Consider the following 16,574-nt stretch of genomic DNA (forward strand, 5'->3'; position numbering starts at 1 on the left):
GGGTGGAGCCCTGGGGCGTTCGCTCCCCGGCTTGGACTCGAACCAAGAACCTGCCGGTTAACAGCCGGCTGCTCTGCCAATTGAGCTACCGAGGATCAGTCACCCGCGAGCGGGCAACCCGTCCATATTAGCAAAGCCGCGAGGGTGCTCGTGACGCTCGGCGGTCAGGAGGCGATGCGTGTTCCGCCGTCAGGCGTCCAGAGCAGATCCGCCGTGCCGTGACCGTAGGCGACGGGTCTGCCGGCGCGCAGCACCAGCACGTCGGCGTCGATCTCCCGCACCGCGTCGGCGTCGTTGGTGACCATGACGATCGCCATCCCGGTCTCATCACGCCGTCGCACGAGCGCGTCACGGGCGGTGCGACGCACCTCGAGGTCGAGGTTGGCGTACGGGTCGTCCCCCACGAACACCCGCGGCTGCAGCACGAGGGCGCGGGCCAGTGCGACGCGCTGGCGCATGCCGGAGCTGAGCTCGTACGGATAGCGGGCGGCCGCTCCCAGCGGCAGCTCGAACTCATCGAGCAGCCCCGCGACGCGGATGGCCAGGGCGCGCTGGTTGACGCGACGGTCGCGGCTCGTGATCGGCTCGCCGATGACCTCGCCGACGGTCATCCGGGCGGGCAGCGTCGCCCCCGCTCCCTGAGCCAGATATCCGGTGTGGTACGCCCGTACCCTGCCGGCCCTGCCGCGCTTGCGGATGGGGATGCCCGCGACCTGGGCGTCGCCGCCCGCGATGGCGATCGCGTCGCTCTCCCCGCCGGCCAGCAGCGCCGCCAGCGTCGACTTGCCAGACCCGGTCGCGCCCATCACGGCGAGGGCGCGGCCGGGCGACAGGCGGAAGCTCACGCCCTCGACCACACGCACGCCGCCTCGGGCGATCGACAGATCGTCGCAGAGCACGGCGAACTCTGTTGCGGAGCGACGGGGCATGCGCTCATCCTGCCCTCATCCTCGCGTCGACGCCAGCGACCGCGCCGCTGCCCTGCCCATCGCGGTGCCCAAGGACGCCGTCCGCCGGGTTACGCCGGCTCTTCCGTGAGCGTGCGGCGGCGCGCGTCGAGATCGCGCAGGGCGACGCGCACCGCCCGGCCCTCCTCCGAATCGGCCGGCACGCGCTGGATCGCGCCCAGCAGCTCGTTCTTCTCGGCATCCACCGCGCGCACGCGCAGGCGCCGCGCGAGCGAGCGCGTCGAGGTGGCGGCCTCGGCCTCGGTGAGGGCGGGGAAATCCGCCGTGAGCAGTTCCACCGCCAGCGACCGGTACGGCTCGCGCGTGGACTCGGCCGCCGTCGACGCCCACCCGATGCGGGTGCGATCCGGCTGCGCCGCGACAGCCTGGCGCACCGCATCCAGCGCCGGCGTGCGCATCGGCAATGCGAGGGCGGCATCGAGTTCGGCCGCGTCGACGACATGACCGTATTGCAGAATGCCCATCAGCGCGTCGCGCTCCAGCGCGACCTCGGCGGTGCGCGGCAGTGTGCGCAGGGTGACACGGACGGCGGGCTCACCGGCATCCGGGCCAGCCGTCGCTGCCGTCGCCGCCGGCGCGGCGTCGCGACGGGCGCCCTCCCGTCCTGCGCGCTCGACTTCGCGTCGCACCGACTCCGTGTCCATCCCGAGGCGGCGCGCGAGCACCCGCACGTACTCCGGCTGCAGCAGCGGATCGCGCAGTTCCGCGACGACGGGGGCCGCCGCCCGCAGCGCCCCGACCCTGCCCTCGACGCTGGCCAGGTCGAACCCGGCCAGGCGCTGGTCGATGACGAACTCGAACATCGGCACCTTGCGATCGAGCATGCCCCGAACCGCCGCGTCACCGCGTTCCAGGCGGAGGTCGCAGGGATCCAGGCCTTCCGGACCTGTCGCGACGTAGGTCTGCGCGTTGAAGCGCTTCGCATCGGCGAAGGCGCGCAGCGCCGCCTTCTGCCCGGCGGCGTCGGGATCGAAGGTGAACACGACCTCGCCGGCAGCGGAGTCGTCGCCCATGACGCGGCGGAGCACCGTGATGTGGTCGGCGCCGAACGCCGTGCCACACGTCGCGACAGCCGTCGTCACGCCCGCGAGGTGGCAGGCCATGACGTCGGTGTACCCCTCGACGACGACGACGCGGTGCGAACGGGAGACGTCCTTCTTGGCCAGGTCGAGGCCGTACAGCACCTGCGCCTTCTTGTAGATCGTCGTCTCGGGGGTGTTGAGGTACTTCGGTCCCTTGTCGTCGTCGTAGAGCCGGCGCGCCCCGAACCCGATCGTCTGCCCGGTGACGTCGCGGATGGGCCAGACCACCCGTCCGCGGAAGCGGTCGTACACGCCGCGCTGCCCCTGCGAGACGAGACCCGCCGCCGACAGCTCCTCGTCGCTGAACCCCTGCGCCCGCAGCGCGTCACGCAGCCCGTCCCAGCCCTTCGGCGCGTAGCCGACACCGAAATGCGCGGCGGCACCCGCGTCGAAGCCGCGCTCCCCCAGGAAGCGGCGCCCCGCGTCGGCCTCGGGGCTGGACAGCTGCGCGCGGAACCAGTCCGCGGCCGCCGCGTTCGCCTGGTACAGCCGCGTGCGTCCGCTCGTCTCCGGAGCCGCGCCGCCGTCCTCGTAGTGCAGGGCGTAGCCGATGCGACCGGCGAGGCGTTCGACGGCCTCGGTGAAGGTCAGATGGTCCATGGCGCGCAGGAACGAGTACACGTCGCCCGACTCGCCGCATCCGAAGCAGTGGTAGTAGCCGACCTGGGGTCGGACGTGGAAGCTGGGGCTGCGCTCGTCGTGGAAGGGACACAGACCCTTCAGCGACCCCACGCCCGCCGACTTCAGCGCCACCCGCTCGCCGATGATGTCGCCGATGTTGGTGCGCGCCTTCACCTCGTCGACATCGGCCTGCCGGATGCGGGCCATCAGAGCCCCTCGATGGGCTCGGGCAGCGCGAAGCCGCTGTGCGCGACGGCGCGGCCGTCGCTGGACCACAGACCGAGTTCCCGCAGGTCGACCGGACCGATGAGGCGCGCATGCCACTCGATGGCGAACCGGTCGGTGAGGCTCGCGACCTGGTCGACGACGACGCGCTTTCGCTGCGCGTCGGTGGATGCCGCGGCGAAATCCTCCGCGTGCAGGCGGTCCAGCCGTTCTGGCCGCTCCCAGAGCGCCGTCGCGAGGCGCTTGAGCACGCGACGCTGCTCCTTGTAGAGCCCGCGCCGGCCGTCGATCGTCACGACGAAGGCGCCGATGATGCCCTTCAGCACCGCCATCTCGGCCTCGATGATCCGCGGCACCACGACGCGGCCGCGGAAACGCGTGAGCACCGGTACGTCGTAGTGCTCGCGGGTGGCCGCCGTCGCGGCACGCGCGAAGCGTCCGATGAGATCGGAGGTGAGGTTCTTCAGGCCCGCCACCGCGGCCCGCGAGCCGTCGAACGAGGTCAGCCACTCGGGCATCCGGGTGAGGCGGTAGAGGGCGTCGGCGAGCTCGTCGCGGCCGAAGCCGTAGCCGACCCAGGTCTGGATGGCGCTCAGCAACGCCTCGTGCTCGCGGGCGTCGGCCAGCCGGGCCGGATCGAGGTAGCCGTTGAGCACGGCGTCCTCGAAGTCGTGCACGGAGTAGGCGATGTCGTCGGACAGGTCCATGACCTCGGCCTCGATGCAGCGCACCCGCCCCGGTGCCCCCTCGCGCAGCCACGCGAACACGGCTTCGTCCTCCGCGTAGACGCCGAACTTGTCGCGTCCGCCGGGATCGGGGACCGCGTGCTCGGACGTCCACGGATACTTGCACGTCGCGTCGAGGCTCGCGCGGGTGAGGTTCAGCCCGACGCTGCGGCCGTCCGCCGCGATGACCTTGGGCTCGAGCCGGGAGAGGATGCGGAGGGTCTGCGCGTTGCCCTCGAACCCGCCGATGTCCTCGGCCCACTCGTTGAGCGCCCGCTCGCCGTTGTGGCCGAACGGCGGGTGTCCGATGTCGTGGCTGAGGCACGCGGTGTCGACGACGTCGGGCGACAGCTCCAGCGCGATCGCGAGTTCGCGGCCGACCTGCGCGACCTCGAGCGAATGGGTCAGGCGGTTGCGGGCGAAGTCCGCGGGGCTCGCGGGGCTCAGCACCTGCGTCTTGGACGCGAGGCGTCGCAGCGCCGCGGAGTGCAGGACGCGGGCCCGGTCACGGGCGAAGCTGTCGCGCTGAGAGCGGTGCTGCTCCGGTGCGAACCGCTCCGCGTCGTGCGCGTCGTACCCGGCAGGGCGCCCCGGGGCGACCTCGATGCCGGCCGGATCAGCCACCGCTGTTGTCCACTTCGGCTTCGGCGAGCGTGCGGCTGGCCTCGGCGCCGAGGTCGCGGCTCGCCAGCCAGCCATCCGGCAGCGCGGGACGTTTGGGCGTGCCGGCACGGCCGCGTTGGCCCTCCGCGGCGGCACCCGGGTACGGCGCGTCCAGGTCGAGGGTCGCCAGCAGCGCATCGATCTCGGCGAGGCTCGACACGGTCGCGAGTTGCGCGCGCGTCTCGCCGCCGACGGGATAGCCCTTGAAGTACCAGGCGACGTGCTTGCGGATGTCGCGGCATCCCCGGTCTTCGTCCTCGAAGAACTCGACGAGAAGCTCGGCGTGGCGGCGGAAGGCGCGGGCGACGAAGCCGAGCGTCGCGTCCACCGGCGCGCCCGCCGCAGCCCCCGGCCCACCCAGCGCCCGGGCGAGGTCCCCGAACAGCCACGGGCGACCGAGGCACCCACGGCCGACGACGACACCGTCGCAGCCGGTCTCCGCCATCATCCGGACGGCGTCCTCCGCCGACCAGATGTCGCCGTTGCCGAGCACCGGGACGCTCGTGACCGTCTCTTTCAGACGTGTGATGGCGTCCCAGTCCGCCGTTCCGGAGTAGAACTCCGCCGCGGTGCGGGCGTGCAGCGCGACGGCGGCGACCCCGGCATCCTCCGCGATGCGGCCGGCGTCGAGGCAGGTGAGGTGGTCGCCGTCGATGCCCTTGCGCATCTTGACGGTCAGCGGGACCTCCCCCGCGGCGCGCGCCGCGCGCGTGACGATCTCACGGAAGAGGCCGAGCTTCCAGGGCAGCGCCGCTCCCCCGCCCTTGCGGGTGACCTTCGGGACCGGGCAGCCGAAGTTGAGGTCGATGTGGTCGGCGCGGTCCTCCTCGACCAGCAGCCGCACGGCCGCCTCGGTCGTCGCGGGGTCGACACCGTACAGCTGGATTGACCGCGGCGTCTCGGACTCGTGGTGGGTGATCAGCCGCATCGTGGTGGCGTTGCGTTCCACCAGCGCGCGCGTCGTGATCATCTCCGACACGTACAGACCCGCGCCGTATTCTCGGCACAGCCGCCGGAAAGCGGTGTTGGTGATGCCCGCCATCGGCGCGAGCACGACCGGCGCATCCAGCGCGATGGGGCCGATGCGGAGCGCGGCGGGGGTGACGAGGGTGGACATCCTGTCCATTCTCCCAGACTCGGGTGCCGACGAAGGCGGATGCCGGGCCTATCGTGGACAACATGGCCGACACCCAGACTGTGGACATCCGCGACATCCCCTTCGTCGACGCCGACGGCACCGAGCACACCCTCGCCGAGTACGACGGCAAGACCGTCCTGGTCGTCAACGTCGCTTCCAAGTGCGGGCTGACGCCGCAGTACGAGCAGCTCGAAGAGCTGCAGCGCACCTACGGCGACCGGGGATTCCAGGTGGTGGGCTTTCCCTGCAACCAGTTCATGGGTCAGGAGCCCGGCTCGATGGAGGAGATCCTGGAGTATTGCGCGGTCACCTGGGGTGTGAGCTTCCCGATCATGGACAAAGTCCGCGTGAACGGCTCGCACGCCGCTCCGCTGTACAAGGCGCTCAAGAAGGCGAAGAACGCCGAGGGTGCGAAGGGACCGATCATGTGGAACTTCGAGAAGTTCCTGCTGACGCCCGAGGGCACCGTGCATCGGTTCCGCCCGCAGACCAAGCCCGACGCGCCCGAGATCGTCGCCGCGATCGAGGCGAGCCTGGCGTCCTGACGCTCGGCCCCGCGCCCTGGGTGCCGTTCGCCGTCTACGGCGTCGCCCTCACCGCGATCGTGGCCCTGCTGCTCGGCAATCGGCGGCTGCGCACCCTGTCGCTGCGCGGCGCCGCCGACGCCCGTTGAGCCGCTACGCCTGCTGCGGTGCGGTCTGCTTCTCGGCCCAGACCTGGCGGGCGATCTGCGCGAAGGCGTCCGCCGGCTGGGCGCCCGACACGCCGTACTTGCCGTCGATGACGAAGAACGGCACGCCCTGGATGCCGTATTCCTGCGCCTGCGCCTGATCGGCGCGGACGTCGGCGAGGTAGCGTCCGGACTGCAGCGCGTCGCGCGCCGCGTCGGCATCCAGCCCCGCCTCCGTGGCGAGCTCCACGAGGTCGTCGATGCGGCCGACGTGGCGTCCTTCGGTGAAGTACGCCGACATCAGGCGCTCGGCCATCTCGCGCTGGCGGCCCTCCGCCTTCGCGAAATGCAGCAGTTCATGCGCCTTCACCGTGTTGGTGTGCTGCAGCAGGTCGAACCGGTACTCCAGGCCGGCGTTCGCGGCGACCCCGGTCACGTTGTCGAGCATCTCCTTGACGCGCTCCCGCGGCATCCCCTTGTGTCCCGCGAGGAAGTCGATCTCATCGCCCTCGAAGTCCACCGGTGTATCGGGCGACAGCTCGTAGGAGTGGAAGGTCACCTCCACCTGCGGGGCATCCGCGTCGGCAGCTGTCTGCGCCAACCCGTTCTCGAGGTTCCGCTTGCCGATGTAGCACCACGGGCAGGCGATGTCGCTCCACACGTCGATCTTGATCTTCTCCGTCACATCGGGTGCAACGGCGAGCGGGCCGGGTTCTATTCCGCAGCGGCCGTCGGCGCGTCCACGGCGCCGCCGAAGCGGCGGCTGCGGCCGAGGTACAGCTCGATGGCGCCCCACAGGTCGGTGCGCGAGAAGTCGGGCCACAGGGTGTCGAGGAACACCATCTCCGCGTAGGCGGATTCCCACAGCAAGAAGTTCGACGTGCGCTGCTCGCCGCTGGAGCGCAGAAACAGGTCGACATCGGGCATGTCCGGGACGTACAGGTGCCGCCGCAGCGTCTTCTCGGTGATCGCCGCGGGCTTGAGGCGACCGGCGGCGATCTGCTCCCCCATCGCACGCATCGCGTCGATGATCTCGTGACGTCCGCCGTAGTTGATGCACATCGTGAGCGTGAGCGTGTCGTTGCCCGCCGTCAGCTGCTCGGCGAACTGCAGCTCCTTGATGACCGATCCCCACAGGCGCGGCTTGCGTCCCGCCCAGCGGATCCGCACCCCCCACTCGTTGAGCTGATCGCGTCGGCGGTGCAGCACGTCGCGGTTGTAGCCCATGAGGAAGCGCACCTCCTCGGGCGAGCGCGCCCAGTTCTCCGTGGAGAAGGCGTACACGCTGAGGTGACGCACGCCGGCCTGGATGGCGCCCGCGACGACGTCGAGCAGCACCTCCTCGCCCGCCCGGTGTCCTTCGATGCGCGTGAGCCCGCGACGGTTCGCCCAGCGGCCGTTGCCGTCCATGACGATCGCGACGTGGTTCGGCACGCCGCCCTTCGGGAAGGCCGGCGGATGGATGCCGGTCCAGTCCAGCGGCCGGTAGGCGACGGCGTCGCGGTGGGTGTACGGCTTGGGGCTCATCGGGCAGGCTCCGCTCGGTGGTCCACCAGCGACAGGGAGCGGATGCCGCGCTCCAGATGCCACTGCGTGTAGGCGGCGACGAGACCGGATGCGGCGGCGGTCGCCGCTTCGGCGGCGGCATCCACCTCGTCCCACTCGCCGGCGATGAGGGCGCGCAGCAGCGCGCCGGTCTCGGGGCGGATGCAGGCCGAGCCCGCTGGGGCGCAGTCGCCGCAGACGACGCCGCCCAGCTGCGCGACGAACCAGTCGTGCGGACCCACGGTGCCGCAGCGGGCGCACTCGTCGAGCGCGGGAGCCCAGCCCGACAGCGCCATCGCGCGCAGCAGGTAGGAGTCCAGGACGGAGCGCGGCGCGTGACCGCCTTGCGAGAGGGTCCGCAGGCCACCGACCAGCAACAGGTACTGCTGCGGTGTCGCCTCAGCCTCGTTCAGCCGGTCGGCCGTCTCGACCATGGCGTGCGCGGCGGTGTAGCGGTCGTAGTGCGTGGCGATCTGCGCACCGTACGCGCCGAGCGACTCGGCCTGCTGCACGATGTCCAGCGTTCGCCCCTGGTACAGCTGGACGTCGGCGACCATGAACGGTTCGAGCCGTGCGCCGAACCGCGACGAGGTGCGACGCACGCCCTTGGCGACGGCGCGCACCTTGCCGTGACGGCGGCTGAGCATCGTCACGATGCGGTCCGCCTCCCCGAGCTTGTGGGTACGCAGGACCACGACTTCGTCGCGGTAGGTGGGCACTTATCGATTATCCCTGCCACCGGGGACAATGGAGGCGTGACGGAGCCGCTGTTCGTGATCCCGCTGTGGGCCGACCTGACCGCCGTGGGCCTGGGCGGGGTGCAGGGGGCGCTGTTCGCGTCCGGATTTGTCGGCCAGCGACGCCTGGACTTCCTCGGGGTCGCGATCATCGGCATCCTCGTCGGCATGGGCGGCGGTCTCATCCGCGATCTGCTGCTGAACACCGAACTCGCGACGCTGCAGAGCAACTGGTACCTGCTGACGGCTCTCGGCGCGTCGCTGGTCGGGATGCTCCTGGCGGGGCTCTTCCAGCGGCTGAACGCCGTGATCGTCGCCCTCGACGCGCTCGTGATCGGCATGTTCGCCGCGTTCGGCACCGCCAAGGCGCTGGGGCTCGGGATGCCGGCGGTCCCCGCGGTGTTCGTCGGCGTGTGCGCGGCGGTGGGCGGCAGCATCCTCCGCGACGTCATCATGGGTCTGCCGGTCGCGATCATGCACGTCGGGTCGCTGTACGCCGTCGCCGCCGGCGCCGGGTGCGTCGTCCTCGCCGTCGCGCATGCGCTCGGGGCGCCGCTCGTGGCGGCGGCCATCACCTGCGTCGTCGTCACGACCGTCATCCGGCTGCTCGCGGTGATGTTCGACATCTCCCTGCCCGAGCAGCGCGCCCTGCACCGCCGCAAGGTCGCGATCGAGACGAGCGCGATCCCGATCATCAAGCCCTGACGCGCGCCGCCGCGCGACCGCGCTCCGCCGCGCGAGCGCGCTCCGCCGCGCCCGCCGGTCAGCTGACCACGAGAGAACAACCGGCCGCCGAGAGAACGGGTGCTACCCGTTCTCTCGGCGCGCAGTTGTTCTCTCGGCGAGCGGGGCGCCGGGCGCGGGGCGCCGGGCGCCGCGCCCCGCGCCCCACGCGGCGACCCGACCCCGGCGCGAGCGGTCAGACCGCGGCGAGCTCGCCGGTGCGCTCCCGCGTGCGGATGGCGCGGTTCACGCACGACACGATCGCCTTCAGCGACGCGGTGGAGATGTCGCCGTCGATGCCGACGCCCCACAGTCGCACGTCGTCGACCTGCAGCTCGACGTACGACGCGGCCTGCGCGTCGCCGCCGGCCGACAGGGTGTGCTCGACGTAGTCGTACAGCGTGATGTCGAAGCCCTGCGCCCGCACGACCTCGAGGAAGGCCGATACCGGGCCGTTGCCGATCCCCGTCGTCGCGATCCGCTCGTCGCCGTCGCGGAGCGTGACCTCCAGCGACACCTCACCCGACATGTCGCTCTGCGTGCGCGTGGACAGCAGTTCGAAGCGTCCCCACTTGTGCTCGTCGGCGGATGCCGGCAGGTACTCGTCGGTGAAGATCGCCCAGATCTGATCGCTCGACACCTCGCCGCCCTCGGCGTCCGTCTTCGCCTGCACGACACCCGAGAACTCGATCTGGAGCTTGCGCGGCAGATCCAGCGCGTGGTCGGTCTTCAGCAGGTACGCGACACCGCCCTTGCCCGACTGCGAGTTCACGCGGATGACGGCCTCGTAAGAACGCCCGAGATCCTTCGGATCGATCGGCAGGTACGGCACGGCCCATTCGATGTCGTCGACTGTGACGCCGGATGCCGCAGCCTTGGCATCCATCGCCTCGAAGCCCTTCTTGATGGCATCCTGATGCGATCCGCTGAACGCCGTGAAGACGAGGTCACCCGCCCAGGGGCTGCGCTCGTGCACGGGCAGCTGGTTGCAGTACTCCGCGGTGCGCTTGACCTGATCGATGTCGCTGAAGTCAATCTGCGGGTCGATCCCCTGCGTCAGCAGGTTGACGCCCAGCGCCACCAGGTCGACGTTGCCCGTGCGCTCACCGTTGCCGAAGAGGCAGCCCTCGATGCGGTCGGCGCCGGCCATGTAGCCGAGCTCGGCCGCCGCGATCGCGGTGCCCCGGTCGTTGTGCGGGTGCAGCGACAGGATCACGTTCTCGCGGTGCGCGAGGTGACGGCTCATCCACTCGATCGAGTCGGCGTAGACGTTGGGCGTCGCCATCTCGACGGTCGAGGGCAGGTTGATGATGACCTTGCGCTCGGGCGTCGGCTCGAACACCTCGATGACCTGATTGCAGATCTCGAGCGCGAACTCCAGCTCGGTGCCGGTGTACGACTCGGGCGAGTACTCGTAGTAGACCTTCGTCTCGGGGATGCGCTTCTCGAACTCGCGGCACAGCCGCGCGCCGTTCAGGGCGATGTCGATGATGCCCTGCTTGTCGCTGCGGAAGACGACCTCGCGCTGCAGCACGCTCGTCGAGTTGTACAAGTGCACGATCGCCTGCTTCGCGCCGGCGATCGCCTCGTAGGTGCGCTCGATGAGGTGCTCGCGGGCCTGCGTCAGCACCTGGATCGTCACGTCGTCCGGGATGACGTCCTCGTCGATGAGCTGGCGGACGAAGTCGAAGTCGGTCTGGCTCGCACTCGGGAACCCGACCTCGATCTCCTTGTAGCCCATCGTGACCAGCAGGTCGAACATGATGCGCTTGCGCTCGGGGCTCATCGGGTCGATGAGTGCCTGGTTGCCGTCGCGCAGGTCGACGGCGCACCAGCGCGGTGCCTGGGTGATGCGGGCGTCGGGCCACGTGCGATCCGGCAGATCGACGCGGAGCTGCTCGTGGTACGGACGGTACCGGTGGACCGGAGCTCCGGAGGGCTTCTGGGTGTTCTCCATGATGATGTCGCTTCTCTCGTCTGAGTGTGCGGGCCAGTGGCGTCAGACATGACGAGCTCCGCGACGAGGAAGGCCCTAGATCGAGGCCTCGTCGCGGCAGCTAAGGAGGAGCTGGCCGAAGCGCATGCAGTCAGGCTACACCCGAGGGCCGGTTGAGACGAACGCTCCGGTTCGGACACTGTCGGGTCATGAGGAACTCCCGCGCATCCGCCATCGTCGTCGCCGTGCTGAGTGGCCTGCTGCTCACCGCCTGCGCGACACCGGCCGGCACCGCCGGCGCGGGAGGCGCCGACGGCGCCGACGGCGCCGGCGGCACCGCCGACCGCCTGACTCTCGCCGACATCACGCCAGGTCTTCCCGACGGCGAGGTCATCGCACAGGGCACAGTCATGGACACCGGCGACGCGATCGAGCTGTGCCTCGGCGCGCTGCTGGAGTCCTACCCGCCGCAGTGCAGCGGCATCCCCCTCACCGGGTGGGACTGGACGGGCATCGACGGCTCCGAGGACGAGGGCGACATGCAGTGGGGTGCGTACGCCGTGCAGGGCACGTACAACGGCACGTCGTTCACGCTCACGCAGCCGCCGATCATGCTCGCGCTGTACGACCCCGCGATGCCCGACGACCCCACCAACGGCGAACCTGGCCCTGCCGACGAGGCGACGCTCACGGCCACGCAGGACGACATCCACGCCCAACTCGGTGACGCCGCCCTCGCCTCCTGGCCGCAGGACGGACGCCTGTGGGTGCAGGTCGTGTGGGACGACGGATCGCTGCAGGATGCCGCGGATGCCCGCTACGGCGACGACGTCGTGCTCGTGCAGTCCGCGCTGCATCTCGTCACTGGAGCATAGGCCGAGCATAGGAATCGCAAAGGAGGGTGGGTTGGAATCGTCTCAGTGATTGGCGCAGGCCGAGAGGAGACGACGATGAAACGACGCACGAAGATCGCCACCGGGGTGATCGCGGCAACCCTGCTGCTCGCGGGATGCGGCGCGACCACGCTGGAGGGCACCGCGGGCTCGTCCACCTCCACCGACACCAGCACGTCGACCACGACGGAGCAGACCGGGTCCTCGACGACCACGACGGTCGACACGACCGTCTCGGGTGTCGACGTCGACTGGAGCGCCCTGCCGACGACCGACGTGACGCTCACCGACGACGGCCTCACGATCACCGCGGCCGGGACCTACGTGCTGACCGGTTCATCGACCGGACAGGTCGTCGTCGACACCGACGGCGCCGTGCACCCGTCATCGTCATCGACGGCGGCACGATCAGCCTCTATGCCTCGGATGACGGCATCAACGCCTCGGCATCCGCCATCGTCACGTCGGGCCTCAGCATCACCATCAACGGCGGCGACAGCACGATCGAGATGGGCTCGGATGACACCGACGCGATCGACAGCAACGGCGATCTCACGATCACCGGCGGCACACTCGACATCACCGCACAGTCGTCGTTCGACTACGACGGCACCGGCACGATGACCGGCGGTGACATCACCGTCAACGGATCGACCGTCACCCAGCTCACCAACTCGATGATGGGTGGCGGAGGCGGAGGCGGCCGACGCTGATCCAGCGCCGCAACAAGACCCACGGCGGGAGCATCACCCGAGAGATGCTCCCGCCGTGTTGCGCGTCAGCGACCTCACAATGGCCAGGCATCGCGCGCTCGCACCGCGCCGAAATGGTCCGCATCGTCGACGAGATGCCGCAGGCCGCGCTGCGCGAGGCTCCTCAACCGTGACCGGCGTCAAAACCCGAGTCGGCCCAGCTGCTTCGGGTCGCGCTGCCACTCCTTCGCGACCCGGACGTGGAGCTTGAGGAAGACCTTCGTGCCCACCAGGGGCTCGATCTGGGCGCGGGCCCGAGCGCCGACGGCCGACAGCCGTGAGCCCTTGTGGCCGATGATGATCGCCTTCTGGCTGTCGCGCTCGACGACCAGATTGGCGTAGATGTCGGTGATCTCGCCCTCCTCGCGTCGGGAGATGTCGTCGATCGTGACGGCGATGGAGTGCGGGAGCTCGTCGCGGACGCCCTCGAGCGCGGCCTCGCGGATGATCTCCGCGATCCGGTCCTCCAGCGACTCGTCGGTGACCACGCCGTCCTCGTAGAGCGCCGGCCCCTCGGGCATGAGCGCGAGCAGCTCGTCGGCGAGCACGTCGAGCTGCTCGCCCGCGACCGCGGACAGCGGGATGACCGCGGACCAGTCCTCGCGGAGGGAGTCGACCTCCATCAGTCGCTCGGTGATCTCCTCCCGGGAGGCGACGTCGGTCTTCGTGACGATGGCGACCCTCTTCGCCCGCGGATAGCCGTCGAGCGAGGCGGCGATCCGGCGGTCGCCGGGACCGACCTTCTCGGTGGCCGGCACGAGGAAGCCGATGGCGTCGACGTCGCCGAGCACCTGCTCGACGAGATCGTTGAGCCGCTGACCGAGGAGGGTCCGAGGCTTGTGGATGCCCGGCGTGTCGACGATGACGAGCTGCCCGGCAGGCCGGTTCAGGATGCCGCGGATCGCGCGGCGGGTCGTCTGGGGCTTGTCGGAGGTGATCGCAACCTTCTCGCCGACGAGGGCGTTGGTCAGCGTCGACTTGCCGACGTTCGGGCGCCCCACGAACGTCACGAACCCGGATCGCGTCTCGGTCATCGTTCCTCGTTCCTCTCCGCGAACGCCGCGTCGACGGCGGCCAAGCGCTCGGTCGGCTCGACGAACACCGTCGCCAGTCCCCGGCCGCGGCCGCGCGAGGTGCCGCCGGTTATGCGCAGCCCGGAGTACTCGGCGGACGCACCCGGCAACGGAACGCGCCCCAGCAGCTTGCCGAGCAGGCCGCCGATGGAGTCGACGTCGTCGTCCTCGAGTTCGAGGCCGAACAGCTCCCCCACCTCGTCGAGCCCGAGGCGCGCGCTCACCCGATAGCGCCCGTCGCCGAGATCCACGACCTCACTCGAGCGCGGATCGTACTCGTCGGCGATCTCACCGACGAGTTCCTCGATCAGATCCTCGAGGGTGACAAGGCCCGAGACGCCGCCGTACTCGTCGACGACGAGGCAGACGTGCACGGCATCCCGCTTCATCTGCTGCAGGAGCGTCTCGGCCTTCATCGACTCCGGCACGAACACCGCGGGACGGGCGATCTGCGCCACGGGCGCATCGCGCCAGGCCGACTCGTCGCGGAACGCGAACTGCACGAGATCTTTCAGGTAGACGACGCCCGTGATGTCGTCGGCCTCGCCGTCGGCGACGGGAATGCGCGAAACGCCCTTGTCGAGGAAGAGCTGCATCGCCTCCTGGGTCGTGGCGGCGGCATCCATCGTCACCATGTCGGTGCGCGGCACCATCACGGCGCGCACGATCGTGTCGGTGAAGTCGAACACCGAGTGGATGAGGTCGCGGTCGTCCTCCTCGATGAGGTCCTGCGAAGCGGCCTCGTCGACCATGCTGAGCAGCTGCTCCTCGCTGGCGAACGACGTGCCGCGCTGGATGCCAGGGGTCACCCGGTTGCCGACGATGACGAGGAGGTGCGCGAGGGGGCCGAGGACGATACGCGCGCCGCGGATGATGGGACCGCACGCGGTCACCAGTCCTCGGGCGTGCTGACGCCCGACCGCGCGCGGGCTGGCGCCCACGAGCACGAACGACACCACGGTCATGAGGATCGCGGCGGCGAGCATCGCCCACCAGATGCTGTCGAACAGCACGGTGAAGGCGACGGTGACGAGAACCGCCGCGGTCGTCTCGGCGAGGATCCTGATGAAGACGACGGCGTTGCCGTGGGCCTCGGGGTCGGCGGCGATGCGCGCCAGCGCGCTGCCGCGGCGGGCCGTCAGCGACATCTCGACGAGGTCGGTGCGCGAAGTGACGCCCAGGGCGGCGTCGAGGGCCGCCATGAGGCCGCCGAGGGCGACGAGCAGGACGGCGGCGACGAGCAGCAGAATCTCGGTCATGCGCGTCGTCGGCGCTCCGAGGCGTGGAACGCGGCGATGAGCTCGCGCTGCAGCCCGAACATCTCCCGCTCCTCGTCGGGCTCCGCGTGGTCGAAGCCGAGCAGGTGCAGCAGGCCGTGCGTCGTCAGCAGGATCAGCTCATCGAGCGTGCTGTGTCCCGCGGCCTGGGCCTGGGTCTCGGCGACCTGCGGGCAGAGCACGATGTCGCCGAGCAGTCCCGGCGGCGTCGGCTGCTCCTGCGTGCCGGGGCGCAGCTCGTCCATCGGGAAGCTCAGAACATCGGTGGGGCCCGGCTCATCCATCCACTGGACGTGCAGTGCCTCCATCGCGCCCTCGTCGACGAGGAGGATCGCGACATCGGCATCCGGGCTGACGTTCACCTCGGCGAGGTTGTGCGCGGTCAGCCGCAGCAGGACCGTCTCGTCGATGTCCACGCCGGACTCGTTCGTGATCTCGATGGTCATGCGCGGCCACGCCCTTTCAGATGGTCTCGGGGGCCGTTCGGGCGGCCGGATCGGCGCGGGTCCTGAGCTGCCCGGCGCTCGGCACGATTGGCGAACTCCGTCGCCTCGTCGCGCTCGCGGCGCGAGGCGAGGCGTTGCTCGTCGTACTCGGTGTATGCGTCGACGATGCGGCCCACCAGCGTGTGGCGCACGACGTCGTCGCTCGTCAGGTAGGTGAAGTGGATGTCGTCGATGTCCTTCAGCACACGTGTGACGAGGCGCAGCCCCGACGCACCCTGCGGCAGGTCGATCTGCGTGATGTCGCCGGTGACGACCATGCGCGTGCCGAAACCGAGGCGGGTGAGGAACATCTTCATCTGCTCGGGCGTCGTGTTCTGCGCCTCGTCGAGCACGACGAACGAATCGTTGAGCGTGCGCCCGCGCATGTACGCCAGCGGCGCGACTTCGATCGTGCCGGAAGCCATGAGCTTCGGGACGATCTCCGGATCCATCATCTCGTTGAGGGCGTCGTACAGGGGGCGCAGGTAGGGGTCGATCTTGTCGGTCAAGGTGCCCGGGAGGAACCCCAGCCGCTCCCCCGCCTCGATCGCGGGCCTGCTGAGGATGATGCGGCTGACCTCCTTTCGCTGCAGCGCCTGCACCGCCTTGGCCATCGCAAGATAGGTCTTGCCGGTGCCGGCCGGGCCGATGCCGAACGTGATGGTGTTCTCATCGATCGCGTCGACGTAGGCCTTCTGACCGAGGGTCTTCGGGCGGATCACGCGGCCGCGCGAGGACAGGATGGCTTCGCCCAGCACCTCGGAAGGGCGCGGCCCGCCCTCCGTGCGGAGGATGCGGTCGCTGGCGACGACGTCCGAGGGGTCGAGTCCGTGACCGGTGCGCGAGAGCGCCATGAGCTCCTCCACGAGGTCACGGGCGCGCGCCACAGCATCCGCCGGACCGGTCAGGGTGATCTCGTTGCCCCGGACGTGCACCTGCACATCGCGGTGCTCGCGCTCGACGACGCGCAGCAGCCGGTCCTGCGGGCCGAGCAGCTGCACCATGGCGACGCCATCGGCGTAGAGGTGCTCGGTGACCGGCTCGGCCGGCGACCCGGATGC

16 protein-coding genes and 1 tRNA gene are annotated in these 16,574 nt (G+C 70.2%); 4 read left to right on the forward strand and 13 right to left on the reverse strand.

Annotation, left to right across the window (positions count from 1 at the left end; translation table 11 throughout):
- Nucleotides 1-22 precede the first annotated feature (22 nt).
- From ACPYN4_RS04535 to dusB, 5 genes are all read right to left on the reverse strand, one after another.
- Nucleotides 23-95 (reverse strand) — tRNA-Asn (locus ACPYN4_RS04535).
- Between the two features lie 69 nt (nt 96-164).
- Nucleotides 165-929 carry an ATP-binding cassette domain-containing protein gene (locus ACPYN4_RS04540; RefSeq protein ID WP_076690763.1) on the reverse strand — a complete coding sequence of 255 codons (765 nt, stop codon included), beginning with the start codon at nt 927-929 and terminating at the stop codon, nt 165-167.
- A gap of 89 nt (nt 930-1,018) precedes the next feature.
- A complete protein-coding gene (dnaG, locus tag ACPYN4_RS04545; protein ID WP_424445711.1) occupies nt 1,019-2,878 on the reverse strand; it encodes a DNA primase in 1,860 nt (619 codons plus the stop codon).
- On the reverse strand, nt 2,878-4,245 hold the full coding sequence (locus tag ACPYN4_RS04550) for a deoxyguanosinetriphosphate triphosphohydrolase (protein WP_076690761.1): 1,368 nt from the start codon (nt 4,243-4,245) through the stop codon (nt 2,878-2,880). Before ACPYN4_RS04550 ends, dnaG begins: the two co-directional genes overlap by 1 nt.
- Nucleotides 4,238-5,401: a tRNA dihydrouridine synthase DusB gene (gene dusB / locus ACPYN4_RS04555; protein ID WP_287269000.1), complete on the reverse strand. Its 1,164-nt coding sequence runs from the start codon at nt 5,399-5,401 to the stop codon at nt 4,238-4,240. The genes ACPYN4_RS04550 and dusB overlap by 8 nt, the downstream gene beginning before the upstream one ends.
- A gap of 62 nt (nt 5,402-5,463) precedes the next feature.
- Here dusB and ACPYN4_RS04560 point away from each other — a divergent pair, with 62 nt between their 5' ends.
- Nucleotides 5,464-5,967: a glutathione peroxidase gene (locus tag ACPYN4_RS04560; RefSeq protein ID WP_287268998.1), complete on the forward strand. Its 504-nt coding sequence runs from the start codon at nt 5,464-5,466 to the stop codon at nt 5,965-5,967.
- A gap of 132 nt (nt 5,968-6,099) precedes the next feature.
- Here the strand turns inward: ACPYN4_RS04560 and ACPYN4_RS04565 are convergent, their stop codons facing one another.
- The 3 genes from ACPYN4_RS04565 to recO are packed head-to-tail and all read right to left on the reverse strand — an operon-like array spanning nt 6,100 to nt 8,356.
- Nucleotides 6,100-6,777 (reverse strand): DsbA family oxidoreductase, encoded by a 678-nt coding sequence (locus ACPYN4_RS04565; RefSeq protein ID WP_239280236.1) that lies wholly within the window; start codon nt 6,775-6,777, stop codon nt 6,100-6,102.
- 29 nt (nt 6,778-6,806) lie between these two features.
- Nucleotides 6,807-7,619 carry an isoprenyl transferase gene (locus ACPYN4_RS04570; RefSeq protein WP_281653341.1) on the reverse strand — a complete coding sequence of 271 codons (813 nt, stop codon included), beginning with the start codon at nt 7,617-7,619 and terminating at the stop codon, nt 6,807-6,809.
- Nucleotides 7,616-8,356 carry a DNA repair protein RecO gene (gene recO, locus ACPYN4_RS04575; protein WP_424445712.1) on the reverse strand — a complete coding sequence of 247 codons (741 nt, stop codon included), beginning with the start codon at nt 8,354-8,356 and terminating at the stop codon, nt 7,616-7,618. Before recO ends, ACPYN4_RS04570 begins: the two co-directional genes overlap by 4 nt.
- Before the next feature lie 36 nt (nt 8,357-8,392).
- Between recO and ACPYN4_RS04580 the strand changes: the two genes are divergently transcribed.
- The gene (locus ACPYN4_RS04580) at nt 8,393-9,079 is read left to right on the forward strand and encodes a trimeric intracellular cation channel family protein (RefSeq protein ID WP_239280242.1); all 687 of its coding nucleotides are present in this window, start codon (nt 8,393-8,395) and stop codon (nt 9,077-9,079) included.
- A gap of 214 nt (nt 9,080-9,293) precedes the next feature.
- Here the strand turns inward: ACPYN4_RS04580 and leuA are convergent, their stop codons facing one another.
- Entirely contained in the window at nt 9,294-11,054 is a 1,761-nt protein-coding gene (gene leuA / locus ACPYN4_RS04585; protein ID WP_424445713.1) for a 2-isopropylmalate synthase, read from the reverse strand.
- Between the two features lie 188 nt (nt 11,055-11,242).
- Between leuA and ACPYN4_RS04590 the strand changes: the two genes are divergently transcribed.
- Together ACPYN4_RS04590 and ACPYN4_RS04595 are read left to right on the forward strand one after the other, a co-directional pair.
- The gene (locus ACPYN4_RS04590; RefSeq protein WP_424445714.1) at nt 11,243-11,908 is read left to right on the forward strand and encodes a hypothetical protein; all 666 of its coding nucleotides are present in this window, start codon (nt 11,243-11,245) and stop codon (nt 11,906-11,908) included.
- 134 nt (nt 11,909-12,042) lie between these two features.
- Nucleotides 12,043-12,639, forward strand: a complete 597-nt coding sequence (locus ACPYN4_RS04595) for a carbohydrate-binding domain-containing protein (RefSeq protein ID WP_424445715.1) — start codon at nt 12,043-12,045, stop codon at nt 12,637-12,639.
- Between the two features lie 179 nt (nt 12,640-12,818).
- On the opposite strand, the gene era is transcribed toward ACPYN4_RS04595, so the two are convergent.
- The 4 genes from era to ACPYN4_RS04615 are packed head-to-tail and all read right to left on the reverse strand — an operon-like array spanning nt 12,819 to nt 16,517.
- Complete coding sequence (era, locus tag ACPYN4_RS04600; protein ID WP_424445716.1) at nt 12,819-13,712, reverse strand: GTPase Era; 894 nt, start codon at nt 13,710-13,712, stop codon at nt 12,819-12,821.
- A complete protein-coding gene (locus ACPYN4_RS04605; protein ID WP_424445717.1) occupies nt 13,709-15,010 on the reverse strand; it encodes a hemolysin family protein in 1,302 nt (433 codons plus the stop codon). The genes era and ACPYN4_RS04605 overlap by 4 nt, the downstream gene beginning before the upstream one ends.
- Nucleotides 15,007-15,474: an rRNA maturation RNase YbeY gene (ybeY, locus tag ACPYN4_RS04610; RefSeq protein ID WP_076690752.1), complete on the reverse strand. Its 468-nt coding sequence runs from the start codon at nt 15,472-15,474 to the stop codon at nt 15,007-15,009. The genes ACPYN4_RS04605 and ybeY overlap by 4 nt, the downstream gene beginning before the upstream one ends.
- Complete coding sequence (locus ACPYN4_RS04615; RefSeq protein WP_084202164.1) at nt 15,471-16,517, reverse strand: PhoH family protein; 1,047 nt, start codon at nt 16,515-16,517, stop codon at nt 15,471-15,473. The genes ybeY and ACPYN4_RS04615 overlap by 4 nt, the downstream gene beginning before the upstream one ends.
- Nucleotides 16,518-16,574: the final 57 nt, after the last annotated feature.

This window comes from Microbacterium sp. CH-015, assembly GCF_049707015.1.
Taxonomy (GTDB): domain Bacteria; phylum Actinomycetota; class Actinomycetes; order Actinomycetales; family Microbacteriaceae; genus Microbacterium; species Microbacterium aurum.

What these genes read in the sequence shown, in the direction of transcription:
- ACPYN4_RS04540 (WP_076690763.1), bottom strand. Translation starts at nt 929, where the DNA reads ATGCCCCGTCGCTCCGCAACAGAGTTCGCCGTGCTCTGCGACGATCTG.
- ACPYN4_RS04590 (WP_424445714.1), top strand. Translation starts at nt 11,243, where the DNA reads ATGAGGAACTCCCGCGCATCCGCCATCGTCGTCGCCGTGCTGAGTGGC.
- ACPYN4_RS04595 (WP_424445715.1), top strand. Translation starts at nt 12,043, where the DNA reads ATGCGGCGCGACCACGCTGGAGGGCACCGCGGGCTCGTCCACCTCCAC.
- dusB (WP_287269000.1), bottom strand. Translation starts at nt 5,401, where the DNA reads ATGTCCACCCTCGTCACCCCCGCCGCGCTCCGCATCGGCCCCATCGCG.
- era (WP_424445716.1), bottom strand. Translation starts at nt 13,712, where the DNA reads ATGACCGAGACGCGATCCGGGTTCGTGACGTTCGTGGGGCGCCCGAAC.
- ybeY (WP_076690752.1), bottom strand. Translation starts at nt 15,474, where the DNA reads ATGACCATCGAGATCACGAACGAGTCCGGCGTGGACATCGACGAGACG.
- ACPYN4_RS04560 (WP_287268998.1), top strand. Translation starts at nt 5,464, where the DNA reads ATGGCCGACACCCAGACTGTGGACATCCGCGACATCCCCTTCGTCGAC.
- ACPYN4_RS04570 (WP_281653341.1), bottom strand. Translation starts at nt 7,619, where the DNA reads ATGAGCCCCAAGCCGTACACCCACCGCGACGCCGTCGCCTACCGGCCG.
- ACPYN4_RS04605 (WP_424445717.1), bottom strand. Translation starts at nt 15,010, where the DNA reads ATGACCGAGATTCTGCTGCTCGTCGCCGCCGTCCTGCTCGTCGCCCTC.
- dnaG (WP_424445711.1), bottom strand. Translation starts at nt 2,878, where the DNA reads ATGGCCCGCATCCGGCAGGCCGATGTCGACGAGGTGAAGGCGCGCACC.
- ACPYN4_RS04615 (WP_084202164.1), bottom strand. Translation starts at nt 16,517, where the DNA reads ATGGTGCAGCTGCTCGGCCCGCAGGACCGGCTGCTGCGCGTCGTCGAG.
- leuA (WP_424445713.1), bottom strand. Translation starts at nt 11,054, where the DNA reads ATGGAGAACACCCAGAAGCCCTCCGGAGCTCCGGTCCACCGGTACCGT.